This window comes from Amycolatopsis sp. NPDC004772, assembly GCF_053601215.1.
In genome coordinates, this window is the sequence record NZ_JBSGBK010000026.1 from 43,036 (window position 1) to 57,404 (window position 14,369).

The window sequence follows — 14,369 nt, forward strand, 5'->3', positions numbered from 1 at the left end:
GTATGACTCACCGTAGGCCCGTTCGGTTCCGCTCCACAACCGGACCGGTGCTCAGGCGGTTTTGTCCCGCAGCGCCCGGATCCGCGTCAGGAAGGCTTCGGCGCGCTCGCGGCCGTCGCTGACCTCCTTGAGCCGCTTCGACACGACGGCGATCTTCTTGGCCCGCTCCTGCGCACCCATCTTGATCGTCTTGTCGACTTCCTTCAGCTCGGCCTCGATGGCGTCGATGCGCCGGCCCAGTGCCTCGTCCAGGGCCATCGACAGCTGCTGCTCGGCCTCGATGAGCTGCTCGGCGACGAGCTGGTCGAGCGTCGAACGGGCGTCCGCGATGGCCTCGACCAGCCACTGCTTCATGTGCTGCTTGTCGGCCGCGTGCTTGCGCGTGCGGGCCATCCACCAGCCGGCGCCGAGGCCGATGATGATCGTCGCGGGCAGCACGACCGGGTTGAGGATCGCGACGCCGGCCAGCGGCAGCGCGGCCACCTTGCCGGCCCCGACGCCACCGGAGATGCCCATGAAGACGAGCAGCTTGTCTTCCGCCGTCGGCGGCTTCTTGTCCGGCGGGCGCAGCACCACCGGCGGGCCGCCCGCCCGGGCGAATTGCGCGCGGATCACGTCGAGCTCTTCGGGCGAGAACAGCTCCGACAGCGAGACGTTGGTGACCTGGTTCAGCCGTTGCGAGAGCAGCATGGAGATGCGCTGCGACGTCGTTTGCAGCGCGATGTCGACCTGCTGGGGCAGCGCGGCCAGCTCGTCGCGCTTGGCGGCGTCGATCAGCTGGCGGAAGTGGGTCTGCGCGTCCCGCATCTGCCGGCTGCTTTCGTGCCCGACCTCGACGCGGGTGCGCTGCACCTCGCCGCGCAGCTTCAGCTGCCAGCCGCGGGTCGAGCTCCGGCGTTCGGCCTGCAGCTGGTCACGGCGTTCGCGCAGCTGTTCGGCCTCGGCCTCGCCCGCCGACAGCGCGCGGCTCTCGGCCTGCAGCTTCGCCTTGAGCTCGCCCAGTGCGCTGGACAGCGCGCGCAGCGTGTTCGCCTCGCCGAGCATCGCCGACCGGCCGACGAGCAGCTCCTGCAACGCCGTCTGGATCGCCGCGACGCCGGACTTCTCCCGCAGCATCGCGGCCATCTGCTCGTTGGGCGCCTTCGCCGCGGTCTCGAACATCCGCGCCGACACCGGGTGGAACACCGCCTCGGCGAAGCGGGGCGCGTGCTCGCGCAGGAGCTGCCGGTCGGCTTCCATGACCTCGCGCCAGCCGCGGAACATGTCCACCTTGGTCAGCGCGAACACGACGGTTTCGACGCGCTCGCCGACGTCCCGCAGGAACTGCAGCTCGGTCGAGGTGAACGGCGCCGAGGCGTCGACGACGAACAGCAGCGCGGTGGCCCCGGCCGCGGCTTCCTTGGCCAGCTCGCCGTGCATCGAGTCGAGCCCGCCGACCCCCGGGGTGTCGACCAGCGAAAGCCGTTCGAGCAGCGGCACCGGCCCGGTGACCTCGACGTACCGCGGCGGGATCTGCCCCGGCGGCAGCTCGTGCGCGGCGGACACCCAGTGGATCAGCTGACCGAGGTCGATCGGCACCGGGGCGAGCTGGCCGGGGTAGCAGGCCCGCGCGCCCCAGTTGTCCGCGTGGTCGAACACCAGGTAGGTCGCGGTGGCCACGTCGGCGTCCACCGGGGACAGTCCCGGCCTCGCCAGCAGGGCGTTGACCAGCGAACTCTTCCCGCGGTTCGTCTCGCCGACGACCACGACGGCCGGCTTCTTCGGCCGGGCCTTCCGGATGTCCTCGACCCACTTGGCGGCGCCGGGATCGGCGTCGCGGACGACGGTCAGCAGCTGGTCTCGGGTCGCGGCGACCTGCGCGGGCAGGCTCGGCGCGGTCGGTGCGCTCACGGGTTCTTCTTCGCGTAGACGGTGACGATGGGGGCGCGCAGCAGCCGGTCGTGGTCGGCGAAGCCGGTGACCTCGGTTTCCGCGACGATGCCGTCGAGCGCCGGGTCTTCGGTCGGGACCGCGCCGCCGGCTTCGTGGCGGGCCGGGTCGAAGCGCTCACCGTCGGGCCGCAGGGCCTGGACGCCGATCGCGGCGAGCCCCTCCTCCAGGCGTTCGACGACGCCGCCGCTGCGGGCGCGGTCCAGGGCGTACAGGCACATCTGGATCAGCGCCTGGCGGTCCGCGAGTGCCCGTTCGAGATCACTCACCTGCTGCAAGGGGTGCACATCGGTGTCCGACGCGGCCGCACCGCCGTCGGTTCCCTCCTTGCGAAACCACGCCATGCCGACATTCTGGCCGACTCAGCTGCCCTCCGGGGGCGAAACCGGGCGAAGGAACCGGATCAGGATCGTCCGGAGGATCGCCTGCTCGGCGGCCAGATCGAGGTCGGGGTCGATGCTGGCCCGCGAAATCATCGCGTCGATCAGGCCGGCCAGCCAGCCGGCGACCGCGCGCGGGGCGACGCCGGGGTCGATCTGCCCGGCCGCGCCGGCGCGGGCGACCAGGACGGCCAGGCCGTCCCGCACCGCCCGGTCGTTGCGCTGGATCAGCTCGGCGAACTCGTCGTCGCGAGCGGCCTGGGCGGCGGCTTCCAGCACGAGCCGGACGACCGCGGGGTGCGCGACCTGGCCCGCCAGCTCGGTGACGACGTCGAGCAGCGCGGCCAGCGGATCGTCCGTCTTCGCGGCGGCTTCGAGGCGGTCGGCCGTCTCGGCGGCGTCGTCGGTGAAGATCGCCGTGAACACCGCGCGCTTGCTGGGGAAGTAGTGGAAGAGACTGCCGGAGCTGATGCCCGCGGCCCGGCAGATGTCCGCGGTCGTCGTCCGCTCGAAGCCCTTCTCGGCGAAGCAGCCGGCCGCCGCATCGACGATCGACGCGCGCTTGGCCGCGTGCTTGGCCGGGTCGACCGTCCTCATCGCTCGACCGGCTCGTCCTGCCAGGGGTAGCCGTGCTCGGCGAAGGCCGGCGCCAGCTCGCGGCCGGTGAGGTCGGTCTTCTCGCGGGCGATCTCCCGGCCGTCGGTCGTGCGCAGGACGAGTTCCTTGCCGTCGAGGTAGACGGCTTCGAGGTCGGCCTCGATGCGGCGCGTCTTGTCGCCGCGGACCAGGGTGACCCGGGTCGGCGACACCGTGACGACGAGGCGCTCGTGCGCCCAGATCGCGGCGAACACCAGGCCGAGCACGAGCCCGCCGGCGACCGCGGCGAGCGTCGCCCACGGCTGCGGCAGCTTCGTGAGCACCTTGAACACGCCCTGGAAGGGGAAGGCGGGCAAGTCGCTGACCCACGCGGCGATGGCCCAGACGCCCACGCCGAGCGCACCCCCGATGAGCGGGCAGCCGACCCAGGACCCGGTGCGCAGCCACGACGGCTCGTCGACGGTCGTCTCCATGCGGTCCATTATTAGACCGCGTGCTCGGTTTATGGAGACCCGGGGCGGATCTCGCGTGCTCGGAGGCGGATCTCGCGTGATTGAGCGCGTAACTCGCGTGATTGGAGGGGCGACACGGGGTCAGACGAGCTGGTCGATGACCTCGCGGAGGACCGCTTCGAGGCCCGGTCCGTTCTCGGCGAGGCGGGACGACACGAGCAGCTGGTTCTCGGCCGTGCGCAGCCAGATCGAACCGGCGACCGAGATCTCGATGACGTTGAGGCGGAAGGGGTAGGCGCGGCGGCCCAGGCGGACCTCGGCCTCGCGCACGAGCTGGCCGAGCCGCTCGCCGGCCACGATCTGGCGGCGGTAGAAGCCGGGGGCCCACGGGGTGCTGCCCGCCGGCTCGTGCGTCCCACGCAGGGCGGGGCCGCGGGCGTTGGCGAAGTGGCGGGCCGCGGCCGGACCGAAGAAGTCGACCGCCTGGCGGATCGCCGAGCCGGGGGCGAGTGCGGGCCTGCCGTAACGGATGCGCGGGCTGCGCGGGTCCGGGTCCTCGCGGTTGCGCAGGAAGGCGAGCAGGTCGACCCACCAGCCGGCCCAGTGCGCCTGGACGGCCGCGCGGTCGATCCCGGCCGGGATGTGCACCGGCACCTGCGGCTCCACCGGCGGCAGCACCTGCTCCTCGGAAACGGACAGCGCCAGGGCGTCCCGGATGTACAGCGCGACGTCGACCTCGGTCTCGCTGCTCCAGCCGGCTCGCCAGGATGTCGTGTTTTCTAGGCGCACGCTTCAACAGTACGCGGAAAAACGCGTCTACCAGGGAGAGTCGGCAAGCCGAAACAACCTCAGGCTTCGCGGACCTGTTGCCAGATCAAGAAGTACGCCCGGTGCACGACGTGCGCGACGCGGCTCTGCGCCGGCGTCGCCCCGAAGGAGGCGAAGGACCGCCACCAGCCCGCGCGTTCGAGCGCGTGCGCGGCCAGCTCCTGGCGCGGGGCGCCGGGCTTGCCGAGCTGGGCGCCGATGTCGGCGTTGCTGCCGACCCGCAGCACCTCTTCGGACAGGTCCTCCGGCATGTCGACCGCGCCGGACGCGACCAGCGTCAGCGCTTCGAGCAGCCGCAGCTGGTGGGCCTCGGGCTTGGCGAGGAGCACCTCGATGGCGTCGTGGACGCGCTGGCGTTCGGCCGGGTCGGCCGAGGCGTGCGCGAGCGCGGTCACCGAGGCCAGGGCCGCGGCCGCCTTGATGCCGTCGGCGCGGGCGGCGAACACGATCGACAGCCGCTGCCGGACGGCTTCGAGACCGGACGCGTCGAGCAGCGCGCGCCGCAGCGCGCCCGCCGTGATCTCCGGTTCCTTGCGGATGGCCTCGACGGCGTGCGAGATGCCGAACAGGTCGAGCTTCTCCAGCAGCCGCAGCCGGGTGCCCGCCGGGACGTCGCACTCCCAGCTGGTGAAGATGTCGGCCGAGATCAGCATGGTCTGCAGGACGTCGTCGTCGAGCTCGGCGAGCTGCCGCAGGGCCTCGGCGTCGGCGGAGGTGAAGCCGCCGGACTCGGCGGACTCGGCGATCAGCCCGATCACCGGCAGCACGTCGGCGACGCGCGGCTTAAGCGTCGATGCCTGCTTCTCGGCGAGCAGCGTCGCGGCTTTCCAGACGTCGCCACCGGACCCGTCGACCGACTCGGGCGCGATGGTGTCGGCCTTGTTGAGGACGGCGATCGCGTTGACCGGGCCCGCCTCGCGGCTCGCCGTGGCCGCGGTGAAGGCGGCGAGGGCCTGCTGGTCGTCCGCGCGGACGCCCTGGGTGACGACGTACAGCACGGCTTCCGCGCCGGCGACGGCGTTGCGCGAGGTGTCGTCGAGCTCGTCCGAGCCCTCTTCGTCGTCCTCTTCCTTGCGGTGCTTCGCCGCGCCCAGCAGCTGCTCGGTGCGGGACACCGAAGCGGCGTCGAGCGAACCGAGGCCGGGGGTGTCGATCACCGTCATGCCCTGGAGGACGGCGTTGGTCAGGTACGCCTCGATGTGCGACACCTGCTCGATGTCGACGCCCAGCTCGGCGGGGATCATGCCGTCGGCGGCGAACGGGAGCACCTGCTTGCGGCCGTCGGTGAAGACGATCTCGACGCGGTCCACCGTGCCGTACTGGAACCGGGTGACCAGCCGGGTGCACTCGCCGATGTCGGTCGGCGCGACCCGGCGCCCGATCAGCGCGTTGACCAGCGTCGACTTGCCCGACTTGATCCGGCCGGCGACGGCCACCTGCAGCGGCGCCCCGAGCCGGCGCAGCACCTCGGCGAACCCGGCGGCGGTGCGCGCGGAGACCTGCGGCTGCAGGCGGTGACACAGGTTGGCCACCGACATCGACAGCGGGCCCGCGAGCCGGCCCTGCTCCGGTGACGTCACGGCCCCCAGTCCTCCCCGTCGTTCGGCGACCCGTGAATCGTGCCATGCGGGTCATCCCCAGGTCGCACCGAAGGTGGTACCGCCGGCCGACGCGCGGTTTCCGCGCCGCGACCTAGGGTTGTGTGGTGCGACGGCTGAGCCTCTGGATGCGTGCCCACCCCATGGCGGGCGACTCGGTGCTCGCCGTCCTGCTCGGCCTGTTCGACCTCCTGCTGTTCGCCGCCGACGGTCTGTCCGACTTCGCCGAACTGCCGCCCTGGTACATCGCGCTGCCGGTGAACGTCGCGATGGTCACGCCGCTGGTGTTCCGGCGGAAGTCGCCGCTGTGGTCGGCCTACGTCGTGCTGGTGATCAGCATCGTGCACGCGACGCTGGAGCTGGGCATCGCCGGCATCGCGGGGCTGGCCATGAGCATCTACTCGGTCGTCGTCTACGCGGGGCGGCGGCCGGGGCTGGTGTACGTCGGCGCGGTCGTCGCCGGCTCGGCCCTGATGCTCGCGCTCGGCCCTTCGGACGAGCTCGTCATCTCGGCGTTGTTCCTGGCGTTCGGGATCGCCCTGTGCTGGACCCTCGGCGAGTTCGTCGGGGCCCGGCGCGCCTACGACGTCGAAGTGGAGGCCCGGTTGCACCTGCTCGAGACCGAACGGGACCAGGCCACCCGGATCGCGGTGGCCGAGGAGCGCGGGCGGATCGCCCGCGAGCTGCACGACGTCGTCGCGCACGCGGTGAGCGTCATGGTCGTGCAGGCCGACGGCGCGTCCTACGCGATCCAGAGCAACCCCGAGCTCGCTCAGCGGGCTCTGCAAACGATTTCCGAGACCGGCCGCGGCGCGCTCGGCGAGCTGCGGCGTCTGCTGGACGTGCTCCGCAGCGACGACGCGGACGGCGAGCCCCGGGTGCCGCAGCCGGACGCGCACGCCCTCGCCGAGCTGGCCGACCGGATGCGCACCGCCGGCGTGCCGGTGGACCTGGAGCTCGGCGAGCTCGGCGACCTGCCGGCCGGGGTCTCGCTGGGCGTCTACCGGATCGTGCAGGAGTCGCTGACCAACACGCTCAAGCACGCCGGCCGCGGCGCGACGGCTTCGGTGCGGGTGCACCGCACCGGCGACCTGGTCGAGGTGCTGGTGTCCGACGACGGCGCGGGCGCCGCCCAGCTCGTCCCGGCCGGGCGGGGCGACCGGCGGCTGCCGGGCGGCAACGGCCTGATCGGCATGCGCGAACGCGCGCACGTGTACGGCGGGACGCTCGACGTGGGCCCCGCTCCGGGTGGAGGGTGGCAGGTCCGTGCGGCCCTGCCGGTTAGGTTGGACAAGTGATCCGGGTGGTGGTCGTCGACGACCAGGAACTGATGCGCGTCGGGTTCCGGATGGTGCTGGGCGCCCAGGAGGACATCGACGTCGTCGGCGAGGCGGGCGACGGCGCGCAGGCCATCGAGCTGGCCGAAAAGCTGCGTCCCGACGTCGTGCTGATGGACGTCCGGATGCCGGTGCTGGACGGCGTCGAGGCGACGAAGCGGATCGTCGCCGCGGGCACCGCACGCGTGCTGGTGATGACGACGTTCGACCTCGACGAGTACGTCTACGCGGCGCTGCAGGGCGGGGCGAGCGGCTTCCTGCTCAAGGACACCCAGCCCGGCCACCTGGTCTCGGCGTTGCGCGCGGTCGCTTCGGGCGACGCGGTGGTGTCGCCGTCGGTGACCCGGCGTCTCCTGGACCGCTTCGTCGGCACCGGCGGCGCGCCGATGCGGGACACCACCGAGCTGGACGTGCTCACCGACCGCGAGCGCGAGGTGCTCGTGCTGATCGCCAAGGGCATGTCGAACCTGGAGATCGCCGAGGCGCTGTTCCTGTCCGAGGCGACGGTGAAGACGCACGTCGGGCGGATCCTGGCGAAGCTGGAGCTGCGGGACCGGGTGCAGGCCGTGGTGCTGGCCTACGAAACCGGTCTCGCGCGCCCCGGCCTCGGCTAGCGGAAGTCGTCCGGCGGGGTGGTCGCCGGGTCCTTGCCCGCGTGGCGGACTTCGGTGAGCCAGCGGCCGAAGTCCGGCCGGTCGCCGTCGACGTCCGTGTAGCCGTACTCCTTCATCAGCGTCCAGGAGGCCACCGTCTGGCCGGCGAAGCGGGCGACGTCCGGGTCCTGCGCCAGGGCCGCGACACCGCGGGCCAGCAGGTACGGCGTCTCGGAGATCTTGAAGTCGACCGGCGCGATCTTGCCGACCGCGTCACGCCAGTTGTCCTCGGTGACCTCGAAGATGTCCAGCATCGACTCCGAGCGCAGGAAGCCCGGCGTCACCGCGAAGCCGACGCAGTCGTACTCCTTCAGCTCCGCGCCGAGGGCGCGGCCGAGCGCGCGGATGCCGCACTTGGCCAGGTAGTAGGGGAAGCCGGCGCCGACGTAGTCGTCGTTGTCGCCGTCGGTCACCTCCAGCACCAGACCGCGGCGGGTGATCACCAGCGGCAGGAGCTTGTGCAACGCGATGAGGTGGGTGTCCAACGCGTTGTGCGTCAGCTTGAGCGCGTCGTCGAGGGGCGTCTCCCAGTAGGGCGCGTCGAAGTGGAAGTACATGTCGCCGCCCCAGACGTCGTCGACCAGGATGTCGATCCCGTCCACTTCGGACTCGATGCGGGCCTTCAGCGCGTCCACATCGGACTGCGAGGTGAAGTCGCAGCGGACCACGACCGCCTTCCCGCCCGCGGCCTCGACCAGCTCGCCCGTCTCTTCGATCGTCTCCGGGCGCTTCATCGGTGACGCCGTTTCGCGCGTGGTGCGGCCGGTGACGTACACCGTCGCGCCCGCGCGGCCCAGCTCCACCGCGATCGCCCGGCCGCAGCCCCGGGTCGCCCCGGTGACCACCGCGACCTTGCCCGTCAAGCTCATGCTTCCTCCCGTCCCCGCCACGCGGACAGCACCGCGTCGACGTCCTCCGCCAGCCGGTCGGCCAGCCGCCCGTGCGGCCGGATCGACCAGTCGATCGACACCCCGTTGATCACGCCGAGCACCGCACGGGCCGCGCGCGGCACGCTCGGCGCGTGCGGCAGCGAAGGAGCCGCCGCCCGCACCAGCCGCCGCAGTTCGTCCTCGACCGCCGTGAAGTGCTCGCCCAGCAGCGACCGCAGCACCGGGTCGCCGATGTCCACGCCGAGCTGGCCCAGGTGGTTCGCCGCTTCTTCGGCGTCACCGAGGACCGCGTAGACCGCCACCGCCGCGGCGCGCAGGCCGTCGACCGGGTCGTCCGCCCGCTCGGCGCACTCCCGCATCTGCTCGACCGCCCGCCGCGTGGCCCGCCGGCTCATCTCCTGCAGCAGGCCGCTCTTGGAGCCGAACCGCTGCGCGACCGTGCCGACCGAGACCCCGGCCTCGGCCGCCACCTGCGCCAGCGTGAAACCGGGGCCGCAGCGGCCGATCACGGTCTCCGCCGCACCCAGCAGCCGCTCGTCGGTGATGCTCCTCGGCCGGGCCACCCAGTTATTGAACCACAGTTCATTAATGACGTCGAAGTCAGGGTCGACTCAGGGTCATCACGGATCGCGCATCGGCCGAAGAGCCAGCAAGGTACTACTCAGGTAGGGGGAGTGGTTCGGCCTCCAGGGTGACGCGCAAACCCTCCCCGACCCGCGACGATGAACGCGTCGTAAGCGAGGGGCGGAAGAGGAGCAGTCATGATCGAGGCAACGGGCCTCACCAAACGGTACGGAAAAACGCTGGCGGTGAACAACCTGTCGTTCTCCGTGGCCGCGGGGCAGGTCACCGGCTTCCTCGGTCCGAACGGGGCGGGCAAGTCCACCACCATGCGGATGATCCTCGGCCTGGACAACCCGACGGGCGGCCAGGTCACCATCGGGGGCAAGAAGTACCACGACCTCAAGGAGCCGCTGCGCACCGTCGGCGCGCTGCTCGACGCGAAGTGGGTGCACCCGAACCGCTCGGCGCGCGCCCACCTGCTGTGGATGGCGAAGTCCAACCGCATCCCGGCCACCCGCGTCGACGAAGTCCTCGAGACGGTCGGCCTGACGAGCGTCGCGAACAAGCGCGCCGGCGGGTTCTCGCTCGGCATGTCGCAGCGCCTCGGCATCGCGGCCGCCCTGCTCGGCGACCCCGAGGTGCTGCTGTTCGACGAGCCGGTGAACGGCCTCGACCCGGAGGGCATCCTCTGGATCCGGAAGTTCATGCACCGGCTGGCCGAGGAAGGCCGCACGGTGTTCGTCTCCAGCCACCTGCTTTCGGAGATGGCGCTGACCGCGAGCAACCTCGTGGTGATCGGCCGGGGACAGCTGATTTCGCAGTCGTCCACCGAAGACTTCGTCGCCCGCGCGGCCGAGAACACGGTGAAGGTGCGTTCTCCGCAGCTGGCCGAGCTCCGCGACGCCCTGCAGCGCGCCAGCGCCGGGGTCGTCGAGGAGGCCAACGCGCTCGTGGTGTCCGGGATGGACAGCGACAAGATCGGCGAGATCGCCGCCGCCAACCGGATCGTGCTGCACGAGCTGAGCCCGCAGACCGGCTCGCTCGAACAGGCCTTCATGCAGATCACCGGCGACTCCGTCGAGTACCACACCGGCCTCGACGCCGAGGCGCAGCACGTGCTCGAGTCCGCCAAGTAACCGGGGAAACCAAGACCATGAACCTGCTCGCCGTGGAACGCATCAAGCTGTTCTCGACCCGCTCGCCGTGGTGGTGCGCGCTCATCACCCTGGCCCTGACCATCGGCTTCGCGGCCATCATCGCCGGCGCGACGCCGTCCGACGCCCAGCTCACGCTGCCGGCCACCCAGTTCGGCGGCTCTCAGTTCGGCATCGCCGTCGTCATGGTGCTCGCCGCGCTCGCGGTGACCACCGAATACCGCTTCAACACCATCCGCACGACGTTCCAGGCCGTGCCGCACCGCTCGCCGGCGCTGGTCGCCAAGGCGATCGTGGTCGCGCTGGTCGCGCTGGTCATCGGCGAGCTCGCCGCGTTCGGCGCCCTCGGCCTCGGCATGCTGATGCGGCCGAACGACGGCCTCGGCCTGCACACCGCGCAGGACTGGATGAACGTGGCCGGGCTCGGGCCGGTGTTCGCGCTCAGCGCCGTGCTCGCGGTGGCGCTCGGCATCCTGATCCGGCACAGCGCCGGGGCGATCGCCCTGCTGCTGATCTACTACTTGGCCGTCGAGGAGCTCGTGCAGCTGATCCCGAAGATCGGCAACCACATCCACGAGTGGATGCCGTTCAACGTGGCCAACAAGTTCCTCCGCGGCTCCGCGGTGGTCGACGGCCCGCCGCCGTCGGACTCGCCGCTGAGCCCCGGCTGGGCGCTGGCGTACTTCGCCGGCATCGCGCTCGTGGTCCTGCTCGTCGCGCTCGGGGTCGCGAAGAAGCGGGACGCGTAGGGGGTAACAGGGGAAAAGGGGAGAACACCGGATCCGGGTCGCGCTGTCGGGGGGCGACCCGGATCCGGTGTTTCGCAGTAGGCTCGCCTCGACGGACGGGGAGCCCATGATCGAAGCGACAGCACTGACCAAGCGGTACGGCGCGACCACCGCGGTCGACGAACTGACGTTCACCGCCCGGTCGGGGCGCGTCACCGGCTTCCTCGGCCCGAACGGCGCCGGCAAGTCGACGACCATGCGGCTGATCCTCGGCCTCGACACCCCGGACGCGGGCCGGGTGCTCGTCGACGGCGTCCCGTACCGCGAGCTGACGGATCCACTGAGGACGGTCGGCGCGATGCTGGACGCCACCTGGCGCCACCCCGGCCGCAGCGGGCGCGACCACCTGCGCTGGCTGGCCGCCACCAACGGCATCCCGGACAAGCGCGTCGAAGAGGTGCTGGCGCTGGTCGGCCTGACGAGCGTCGGCAAGACCCGTGTCCTGCAGTACTCGCTCGGCATGCAGCAGCGGCTCGGGATCGCCGCCGCCATGCTCGGCGACCCGCGCGTGCTGCTGTTCGACGAGCCGGTGAACGGCCTCGACCCCGAGGGCATGGCGTGGATCCGGCAGCTGCTGCACGCGCTGGCCGCCGAAGGCCGGACCGTGTTCGTGTCCAGCCACCTGCTGCCCGAGATGGCGCAGACCGCGCAGGACCTCGTGGTGATCGGCCGCGGCCGGCTGATCTACCAGGGCACCATGGACGAGTTCATCGCGCAGACGAGTGAACACGGCGTCCGCGTCCGCACCCCGCACGCGGACCAGCTGCGCGCGGCGCTCACCGGGCAGGCCGAGTTCACCGAAGCCGACGGCGCCTTCGTCGTGTCCGGAATGGACAGTGACCGGATCGGGCAGCTCGCCTTCGACGCCGGCGCGACGCTGCACGAGCTGAGCCCGATCACCGGCTCGCTCGAGCAGGCCTACCTCGACCTGACCCGCGACGCCGTCGAATTCGCGGTGCCGTCCGCGCCGTCTGTGCCGTCTTCGGAGGCCGCCCGATGATCACCAACCTCCTGCGCGCCGAGCGCATCAAGCTCTTCAGCACCCGGGCGCCGTGGTGGTGCCTGGCCATCGCGATCATCGCGCCGCTCGCCTTCACCGCGCTGTTCTTCGCGCTGGCCGGGCCGGAGATCCCGCCGACGGTCGGCAACACCCAGCTCGCGAGCGGCAACGGCCGGACCGTGCTGCTCGTGCTCGCGGTGCTCGCGACGGCGTCGGAGTTCAACTGGGGCACCATGCGGCTGACGTTCCAGGCGGTGCCGGGCCGGGTGCCCGCGCTGGTGGCCAAGGTGCTGGTCGTCGGCGCGCTGGGCGCCGTGCTCGGGCTGGTCGTCGGCTTCGGTTCCTGGGGGCTGGCGGCGCTGGTGCAGCCGGACGCCGACCTCGCGCTGCAGTCGGGCGCCGCCTGGCGCTCGGTGCTCGGCCAGAGCCTCGTCTTCCTCTTCACGGCGGTGGCCGGCGTCGGCGTCGCGCTCCTGCTGCGCAGTGTCGCCTTCGGGCTGACGGTGGTCCTCGTGTGGACGCAGGTGCTCGAAGGCGTGCTCGTCTTCATCCCGGGCATCGGCAAGCACATCTACCAGTGGATGCCGTTCCACGCCGCCGACGAGTTCGTCGGGGCGGGCGGGTTCGCCGCCGGGCCGCTGGGGCTGGCGCCCGCGCCGCTCGGGCCCTGGGGGTACCTCGGTTACTTCGCGGCGATCACCGTTGCCCTGTTCGTGGCCGGTGTACTCGTGACGGCACGACGCGACGCCTGAGCGTGACCGCGGTCTCAATACCGCAAAAAACCTTGTTAACAAAAGGTGAAACACCTGTGGCTTCTCTCACAGGCACCGGACATACTGCTACGACCAGGCAAGATTCATAAGTGAGAGCACCGGACCCGTCTGAACTCCCCCTGGAGGTGAATCTTGACGGTGGACACCGGGCAAGAATTGGGCGGCACGATTCCCCGAGCCCGCGTCGAAGACGACGCTCCCCGGCTCGAACCCATGCTGGACCTCGAATGGTCGCGGGCGATCGAACTCCCGCAGGCCGCCATGACGGCGGCGACGCCGGCGGAACTCCGCCGCGCGTGGGTGCACCGCGCACCCGAAGACAGCGTCCTGGCCCTGTTCCGCGCTTCGGCCGGGATGGCGGGCCCGATCCCCGCGCCGTGGTGGCTGCGCGCGATCGCGGACGGCAAGCTCGATTCGCGGGAACAGGGTTTCCGCGTCGAGGACCGGATCGCGCAACTGCTCGGCAGGCGCCCGGGGTGGGAATTCGTCCCGTGGGCCGCGGACGGTGAATCCGGCTACTGGGAGTTCATGCCGTCCGAACGCGGCAAATCCGGACACGCGATTCCCACGACGGTGATGAACACCGACCGGCACGAGGGCTGGATCGACGTCCTGCCCGCGCACACCGGGCCGACGCCGGACCCGATCCCGATCGCCGGACTCGCCGGACTCCGGTCGCGTCTCGGGGTGATCGAGGCCGTTCGTTAACCTCCCTGCGTGGAGAAACAGGACGGACGTCGACTGCGCAGCGTGGTCAGTTACGTCAAGCGCGGTGGCCGGATGACCGTCGGGCAGCAGCGGGCGTGGGACGACCACTGGCCGCGGCTGGGCCGCACGGTGAGCGAGCTGCCCGAAGGGCCGCTCGACTTCACCGCGTGGTTCGGCCGCGAGGCGCCGGTGCTGCTGGAGATCGGCTCCGGCATGGGCGAGACGACCTCCCGGCTGGCCGCCGCGGCGCCGGAGCTCAACTACGTCGCGGCCGAGGTCTACGACCCGGGCCTCGGCCAGCTGATGCTGCGCGCCGAAAAGCTGGGCGTCGAGAACCTGCGGCTGCTGCACGGCGACGCCGTCGTGCTGCTGACCGAGCACGTCGAGCCGGGGACGCTGCACGGCGTGCGGCTGTTCTTCCCCGACCCGTGGCCGAAGAAGAAGCACCACAAACGGCGGATCGTGCAGCCGTCGTTCGCCGCGCTCGTGGCGTCGCGGCTCGCGCCGGGCGGCACCTTCCACATGGCGACCGACTGGGAGAACTACGCCGAGCAGATGCTCGAGGTCTGCTCCGCCGAACCCGCGCTGCGGAACCGCTACGACGGCTGGGCGCCACGGCCGGAGTGGCGGCCGGTGACGAAGTTCGAGCAGCGCGCCGACGTCGAAGGCCGCGTCTCGCACGACCTGATCTTCGAGAAGCGCTGAAGGGGACTCTCCC

The 14,369-nt window shown here is 71.5% G+C and carries 16 protein-coding genes; 8 read left to right on the forward strand and 8 right to left on the reverse strand.

Annotated elements, in window-relative coordinates:
• Positions 1–51: 51 nt before the first annotated feature.
• The 6 genes from ACWEF6_RS18000 to ACWEF6_RS18025 form a co-directional block, all read right to left on the reverse strand.
• The gene (locus tag ACWEF6_RS18000; RefSeq protein WP_449683966.1) at positions 52–1,890 is read right to left on the reverse strand and encodes a dynamin family protein; all 1,839 of its coding nucleotides are present in this window, start codon (positions 1,888–1,890) and stop codon (positions 52–54) included.
• Positions 1,887–2,273, reverse strand: a complete 387-nt coding sequence (locus ACWEF6_RS18005; RefSeq protein WP_449683967.1) for a nucleotide exchange factor GrpE — start codon at positions 2,271–2,273, stop codon at positions 1,887–1,889. The genes ACWEF6_RS18000 and ACWEF6_RS18005 overlap by 4 nt, the downstream gene beginning before the upstream one ends.
• An 18-nt stretch (positions 2,274–2,291) precedes the next feature.
• A complete protein-coding gene (locus ACWEF6_RS18010; RefSeq protein ID WP_449683968.1) occupies positions 2,292–2,906 on the reverse strand; it encodes a TetR/AcrR family transcriptional regulator in 615 nt (204 codons plus the stop codon).
• The gene (locus tag ACWEF6_RS18015; RefSeq protein WP_449683969.1) at positions 2,903–3,379 is read right to left on the reverse strand and encodes a YqeB family protein; all 477 of its coding nucleotides are present in this window, start codon (positions 3,377–3,379) and stop codon (positions 2,903–2,905) included. Before ACWEF6_RS18015 ends, ACWEF6_RS18010 begins: the two co-directional genes overlap by 4 nt.
• A 120-nt stretch (positions 3,380–3,499) precedes the next feature.
• On the reverse strand, positions 3,500–4,147 hold the full coding sequence (locus ACWEF6_RS18020; protein ID WP_449683970.1) for a hypothetical protein: 648 nt from the start codon (positions 4,145–4,147) through the stop codon (positions 3,500–3,502).
• A gap of 59 nt (positions 4,148–4,206) precedes the next feature.
• Positions 4,207–5,766, reverse strand: a complete 1,560-nt coding sequence (locus tag ACWEF6_RS18025) for a dynamin family protein (RefSeq protein ID WP_449678247.1) — start codon at positions 5,764–5,766, stop codon at positions 4,207–4,209.
• 146 nt (positions 5,767–5,912) lie between these two features.
• Between ACWEF6_RS18025 and ACWEF6_RS18030 the strand changes: the two genes are divergently transcribed.
• Together ACWEF6_RS18030 and ACWEF6_RS18035 are read left to right on the forward strand one after the other, a co-directional pair.
• The gene (locus ACWEF6_RS18030; protein WP_449684012.1) at positions 5,913–7,082 is read left to right on the forward strand and encodes a sensor histidine kinase; all 1,170 of its coding nucleotides are present in this window, start codon (positions 5,913–5,915) and stop codon (positions 7,080–7,082) included.
• Positions 7,079–7,735 carry a response regulator transcription factor gene (locus ACWEF6_RS18035; protein WP_310968437.1) on the forward strand — a complete coding sequence of 219 codons (657 nt, stop codon included), beginning with the start codon at positions 7,079–7,081 and terminating at the stop codon, positions 7,733–7,735. Before ACWEF6_RS18030 ends, ACWEF6_RS18035 begins: the two co-directional genes overlap by 4 nt.
• On the opposite strand, the gene ACWEF6_RS18040 is transcribed toward ACWEF6_RS18035, so the two are convergent.
• Together ACWEF6_RS18040 and ACWEF6_RS18045 are read right to left on the reverse strand one after the other, a co-directional pair.
• Entirely contained in the window at positions 7,732–8,643 is a 912-nt protein-coding gene (locus tag ACWEF6_RS18040; RefSeq protein WP_449683971.1) for an SDR family NAD(P)-dependent oxidoreductase, read from the reverse strand. The genes ACWEF6_RS18035 and ACWEF6_RS18040 overlap by 4 nt on opposite strands.
• Positions 8,640–9,227 (reverse strand): TetR/AcrR family transcriptional regulator, encoded by a 588-nt coding sequence (locus ACWEF6_RS18045; protein WP_310968433.1) that lies wholly within the window; start codon positions 9,225–9,227, stop codon positions 8,640–8,642. The genes ACWEF6_RS18040 and ACWEF6_RS18045 overlap by 4 nt, the downstream gene beginning before the upstream one ends.
• Positions 9,228–9,425: 198 nt before the next feature.
• On the opposite strand from ACWEF6_RS18045, the gene ACWEF6_RS18050 reads away from it, so the two are divergent.
• From ACWEF6_RS18050 to trmB, 6 genes are all read left to right on the forward strand, one after another.
• Entirely contained in the window at positions 9,426–10,364 is a 939-nt protein-coding gene (locus tag ACWEF6_RS18050; protein WP_449683972.1) for an ABC transporter ATP-binding protein, read from the forward strand.
• Between the two features lie 17 nt (positions 10,365–10,381).
• Positions 10,382–11,131 carry an ABC transporter permease gene (locus tag ACWEF6_RS18055; RefSeq protein ID WP_449683973.1) on the forward strand — a complete coding sequence of 250 codons (750 nt, stop codon included), beginning with the start codon at positions 10,382–10,384 and terminating at the stop codon, positions 11,129–11,131.
• A 106-nt stretch (positions 11,132–11,237) separates the two neighbouring features.
• Positions 11,238–12,170: an ABC transporter ATP-binding protein gene (locus tag ACWEF6_RS18060; RefSeq protein ID WP_449683974.1), complete on the forward strand. Its 933-nt coding sequence runs from the start codon at positions 11,238–11,240 to the stop codon at positions 12,168–12,170.
• Positions 12,167–12,922: a hypothetical protein gene (locus tag ACWEF6_RS18065; RefSeq protein WP_449683975.1), complete on the forward strand. Its 756-nt coding sequence runs from the start codon at positions 12,167–12,169 to the stop codon at positions 12,920–12,922. Before ACWEF6_RS18060 ends, ACWEF6_RS18065 begins: the two co-directional genes overlap by 4 nt.
• A gap of 159 nt (positions 12,923–13,081) precedes the next feature.
• Positions 13,082–13,651, forward strand: a complete 570-nt coding sequence (locus ACWEF6_RS18070) for a hypothetical protein (protein WP_449683976.1) — start codon at positions 13,082–13,084, stop codon at positions 13,649–13,651.
• 72 nt (positions 13,652–13,723) lie between these two features.
• A complete protein-coding gene (gene trmB, locus ACWEF6_RS18075) occupies positions 13,724–14,356 on the forward strand; it encodes a tRNA (guanosine(46)-N7)-methyltransferase TrmB (RefSeq protein WP_449684013.1) in 633 nt (210 codons plus the stop codon).
• Positions 14,357–14,369: the final 13 nt, after the last annotated feature.